The organism is uncultured Porphyromonas sp., from assembly GCF_947254915.1.
Taxonomy (GTDB): domain Bacteria; phylum Bacteroidota; class Bacteroidia; order Bacteroidales; family Porphyromonadaceae; genus Porphyromonas.
Genome location: NZ_CAMYEZ010000143.1, coordinates 1 through 4,515, shown reverse-complemented (window position 1 = coordinate 4,515; position 4,515 = coordinate 1). Strand labels below are relative to the sequence as shown.

General features: G+C 45.8%; 2 protein-coding genes and 1 pseudogene. 2 read left to right on the top strand and 1 reads right to left on the bottom strand.

Going from position 1 to position 4,515, the window contains the following annotated elements:
* Positions 1-378: 378 nt before the first annotated feature.
* Both Q0X57_RS07675 and Q0X57_RS07670 read left to right on the top strand, forming a co-directional pair.
* A pseudogene (locus Q0X57_RS07675) lies at positions 379-1,552 on the top strand (tyrosine-type recombinase/integrase).
* Positions 1,553-1,579: 27 nt separating this feature from the next.
* Positions 1,580-2,053, top strand: a complete 474-nt coding sequence (locus Q0X57_RS07670) for a DUF1896 domain-containing protein (RefSeq protein ID WP_297729836.1) — start codon at positions 1,580-1,582, stop codon at positions 2,051-2,053.
* A gap of 694 nt (positions 2,054-2,747) precedes the next feature.
* Here Q0X57_RS07670 and Q0X57_RS07665 read toward each other — a convergent pair.
* Positions 2,748-4,256 (bottom strand): PepSY domain-containing protein, encoded by a 1,509-nt coding sequence (locus Q0X57_RS07665; protein ID WP_297729834.1) that lies wholly within the window; start codon positions 4,254-4,256, stop codon positions 2,748-2,750.
* Positions 4,257-4,515: the final 259 nt, after the last annotated feature.

The following is a 4,515-nucleotide window of genomic DNA, read 5'->3' as shown; positions in this document are numbered from 1 at the left end:
GGTAGAGACTAGCCAATCAGTACAACAAAACAGTAAGTGTCTTAATTCTCAGTGAGTTAAGGCACTTTTCTTTTGGTGCTAAGCCCTTTCCCAGAGCACCTCCAGAGTAGGTCGAAACTCCCAAAATGCTCTACTTTGGCTACAATCTGGCTACAGAAAAACGAGCAATATGAAAATTGTAGCCAAGAGTACTTACAGAGTACGTATAGAGTACTCGCATTTTGCTGTTGTTCAGAATATTATGTAGAAATTTGTAGCGTGGCTACAGAGAAAGTAGTTGTCAAAAATATCCATTTTAGTCTGGCTACAATTTGGACTGCAAGAATGGTTTTTGGCTACAATTTTCTTCTAGCCTAGCTACCTTAAACAACAAAATGTATGAAGACAATTTTCAGAACTGCTTTTTACCTCAGGAGCAACTACGTAAACAAAGAGGGTAACACCTCTGTCATGGCTAGGATTTACCTCAATAGTGAGCGTTTATCCATTGGCTCTACTGGCATCTCCGTTAATGCGAAGTTGTGGGATAAGGAGAAAGAACGCCTGAAAGGGTGAAGCACAGAAGCTCTTAGTATCAATCTACAGCTAGACAACATCCAGAATGGTCTACTGAATATCTTTAGACGCTTAGAGTTCTCTGACGAACTTTCGTTAGAGAGAATCAAGTCGGAGTATCTCGGTAAGAAAGAGGACGTTGATATCTTTATGACTCTCTTTGAAAAGTACAATAATGATGTACGTCAGCAGGTGGGCTACACTAAGACTCCTGCGACTCTTCAAAAGTATGAAGTCTGTCGCAAGCACTTTCAAGCCTTTCTAAAAAGTAAGTATAGAAGGTCAGACCTCAAAATCGCTGAATTGACTGTCCTTGTCATCCACGACTTTGAACTTTATCTTAGGACAGCAGGAAAGCAAAAGCAGAATACTGCTAATAAGGAACCACCAATTTACCTCTACTCCAGTAGATAGAGGATTCCTTTCGGAGGAAGAGGTGATGGATATAGCGACTAAAGACTTAAGTGATATACCACGCTTGGAATTGGTGAGAGATATATTTGTGTTTTCTTGCTTCACTGGGCTTGCCTATATTGATGTTGCCAACCTCAAGCCTGAGCACATCGTCACCTTAGACGGTAAGGAGTGGATTATGACACGAAGGCAGAAAACGAAAGTGGAGTCAAATGTCTTGTTATTGGAAGTTCCCAAAAGTATCATTGCCAAATATGAGGGACAAACAGCAAGAGAGGACATGCTCTTCCCTATCCTTAGCAATCAGAAGATGAATTCGTATTTGAAGGAGATTGCTGATATTTGTGGTATCAAGAAAAATTTGACCTTTCACTTAGCTCGACATACCTTTGCTACCCTCTGCCTCAGTAAGGGCGTTCCTATGGAGAGTGTCTCTAAAATGCTAGGTCATACCAATATCCGAACAACGCAAATCTATGCCCGTATCACCAATAAGAAGATCGAACATGACATGGAGCAGTTTGCTGACAAGCTAGGCAAATTCAATACGGCTATGGGTATCGGGGAGAATAGTTGGCAATAAGTGCAACCATTAAAACCAAATAAGAAGATGAAGACAACGAATAAGAAAGAACTATCCTACTTCCGCTTAAAGCTAGAGAGCTACCTTAGTGAGCATTTCCCTGAAAAGGTGGAAGACAAGCCATTTATCAAGGCACGAGCTGATGAAGCTCTTACTACCTACTGTGATTCTGTGGAAGAAGGATTCTCATATCCCGAAGCAGAGAGTATGGCGAGTGAAGTACTGTATCGTGACCTGCATTTCTCCAAATACGACACGCTTGTGTCCGTCTTGGAGAATGAGTTTGAAAAAGAACTCCCCTCCCCACTCCCCGAGCGACTTGCTCCGATATTGCTAAAGAATCGAGCAATTCAAGAGACCTTTGACAAATACAATCTTACGGATGAATTTGTTGCAACACCTGAATATGACACGCTCTACACAGAACTGACAGGAACAGTTGTACTTCTTATCGAAGCTAATCAACTTCCCATGATAGGCGATGTGAGTGCATTAGAGTAGACAATGTAGCTTATCCCTATCTCGTGAGCCTTTTGAGCTTCAAGAGCCAAGATAGTCTCTCTGCTCCATACGTCAAGAGCATATTCTATCTCTTGTCTTTATGTCGCATAGTCTCTCTTGGCTCTGCTCTTGAAAACTCTAAAAGACTCCGAATATGAATAGATTTCTCATGAACAAAGACCTGCACAGTCCAGCCTTCATACGGGCAAGTGTTCCTGCAGATAAAGAGGAACCACTACAAGCTGCGTCCAAAACAACTCCAAGCAACGAGATCAAATGGTCTCGCATCATCCGACTTACCTTACTTATAGGTATCCTATCGTGTGGAGTGTACTTACTCTCTAAGTTAGTCACAGCACAGGTCGTAACAGCTCTATTGATACTGATTGGTTTTGTGGTACTACGATTCATCGTTCGTACCGTTCTGCAAATCACATTTACGCTTCTACGCTACCTCTTTTGGATTGTTGTACTAGCCGTAATACTGCTTTGCGTGCTATGACATAGCACCTCTATCACTTCTGAGAAACAACTCTTTGGGTGACTAGCTCTCTTGCGAAGCTGGTCACCCCCTTTGGTATGACGGGTATGTCATACCGAAAGTAGGTCAGAAAACGTTCGTTTCCCAACCTACTCGATTGTTGATGGTTAGTGACTTTTCTCTTTCCTCTGGTGACTAAAGCCTCTCGGTGGATTACTTCTTTGGCTTTTTTCCTCCTCTCCGCCGGTAATACCGTCTGTAGAGCATCCATCCAGTGCCCAAAGCTAAGGTGAGGAGTAGGGCCGAAAGGAATATGTATAGAGGCTGGAGCGGACCGAGTATTTTCCCATACAGTCGACCGACATGCAACTCAAGTGCGGCATGCCAGAGTGAAATCCTACCGGGACTTATCTCTGTTGGCATTGGTGGCATAGTGTCGGTCGCGTTCTCCGCTTGGAGTTCACCGGAGGAGTAGCTATAGAATCGCTCTCTCCCGTCAGAGTCAATAGTGTACCCACTGATTGGGGTCCCAAAGATGGGCATTCCTTTTCGTCCGGATTCGGTGTAGGCCTTGCCTGTCAGCGCATCGTAGACTTGCCCTTCTTGTCGACTCCATTTGAATGCTCCACTGAACGACCCCACCACCCACAGTGAGTCTCGGTCACTCCACTCCCAGACATTGAGTCCCATGACACTGACAGGTGGAGTGTCGGTCAGTCGCTTGGGGGCTTTTCCAAACTGCTTCAGTGCATAAAAGCCCTGAGAGGTCGATAGCAACCACTCTTTTGTGATGGGATCGCGACGGATCATTCTCAGTTTGTTATTCCACGGGTTGGTGCTGTAAAGGTTTGTTCCCGGAATGGTCGGGACCTGTGCCTTGATGACTGTAATCATCAACGGAGGACGTAGAAATGCGCCTGTGATCGTCACAAAAAGCAAACCCCAAAAGCACCATTTGCCCCACCTATTGTGTTCCTTGAGAAATTGCTTCCACACCTTTGCTTTTTTGGGGACAAAGGTAATCAAAACGCCGGTGATGGAGAGGAGGATGAGTGCCACTCCCATCAGGTCAACAACTAGTCGTCCTATTGTTCCAAAGAATGCTCCACTATGCATCTGCCAGATCGTGCTGAATAGCGATACCCGTGGCTCATAGTCGTCCGGTGCGGGAAGGTCTGCGCATGTGGGGGATTCTTGAGAGGGAAAGATAAGGTATAGGTGGCTTCGGCTCAGTAAAACAAGGGTGTCGCCTTGCGTTTCCAGATCTGCCAAGCGTTCGTTTTTGGGTGTAAGCTTCGGTTGTTTCGCCCACTCCTTTTTGTCGGCTTGCCACTTGTATAGGTTGTATGCGGTGAGGGCGTAGAGGTCGCCACGGTTTGTCCGGACTACTCTTTGGACCGATCTCCTGTCGGCACCAGAGTCTAGTCCATCGCTCCGGCTGTCGTAGCTTTTTAGCTGTGGGTCGTAAGCCCATACTCCGGTGGCTCCATAGATCCACTCCTCATCAGGGGTCGCTCGAATCTTCCCGATGAGGCTGCCACCGCTCCAGGATTTATAGTGGTAGGCCTTGGGTAGCCAGGAGCGGGGTAGGTCAATACCCGACACCAGGTCTCTGTGGTTTAGAATAATGCCAGATCCGGCAAAGCCTAGTACGAGTATGGTGATGACTAGGCAGATCCACTTGTGCCATCCTTTTAGGAGGGTGTATCGAGAGCGTTTCATTTTGGTTCTTGTCTTACAATCAAGTAGGTCGGGAAACGAAAATTTTCTGTCCTACTTTCGCTTTCTTCCCTCCCACACCATCCGTACGTGCCGTTCGGCATACGGCGGTTTAATTTGTTTTCAAAATATGCCCGTCATACAAAGAGTATCTCAGGTGCGATGTCGCACCTGAGATGCTGTCTGTCCTATTTCGTCCGGATCTCTTAGTCTAGCTTGGTGGAGCCGTCGGGTTGGTAGACGTAGTCAAAGGAGACGATAC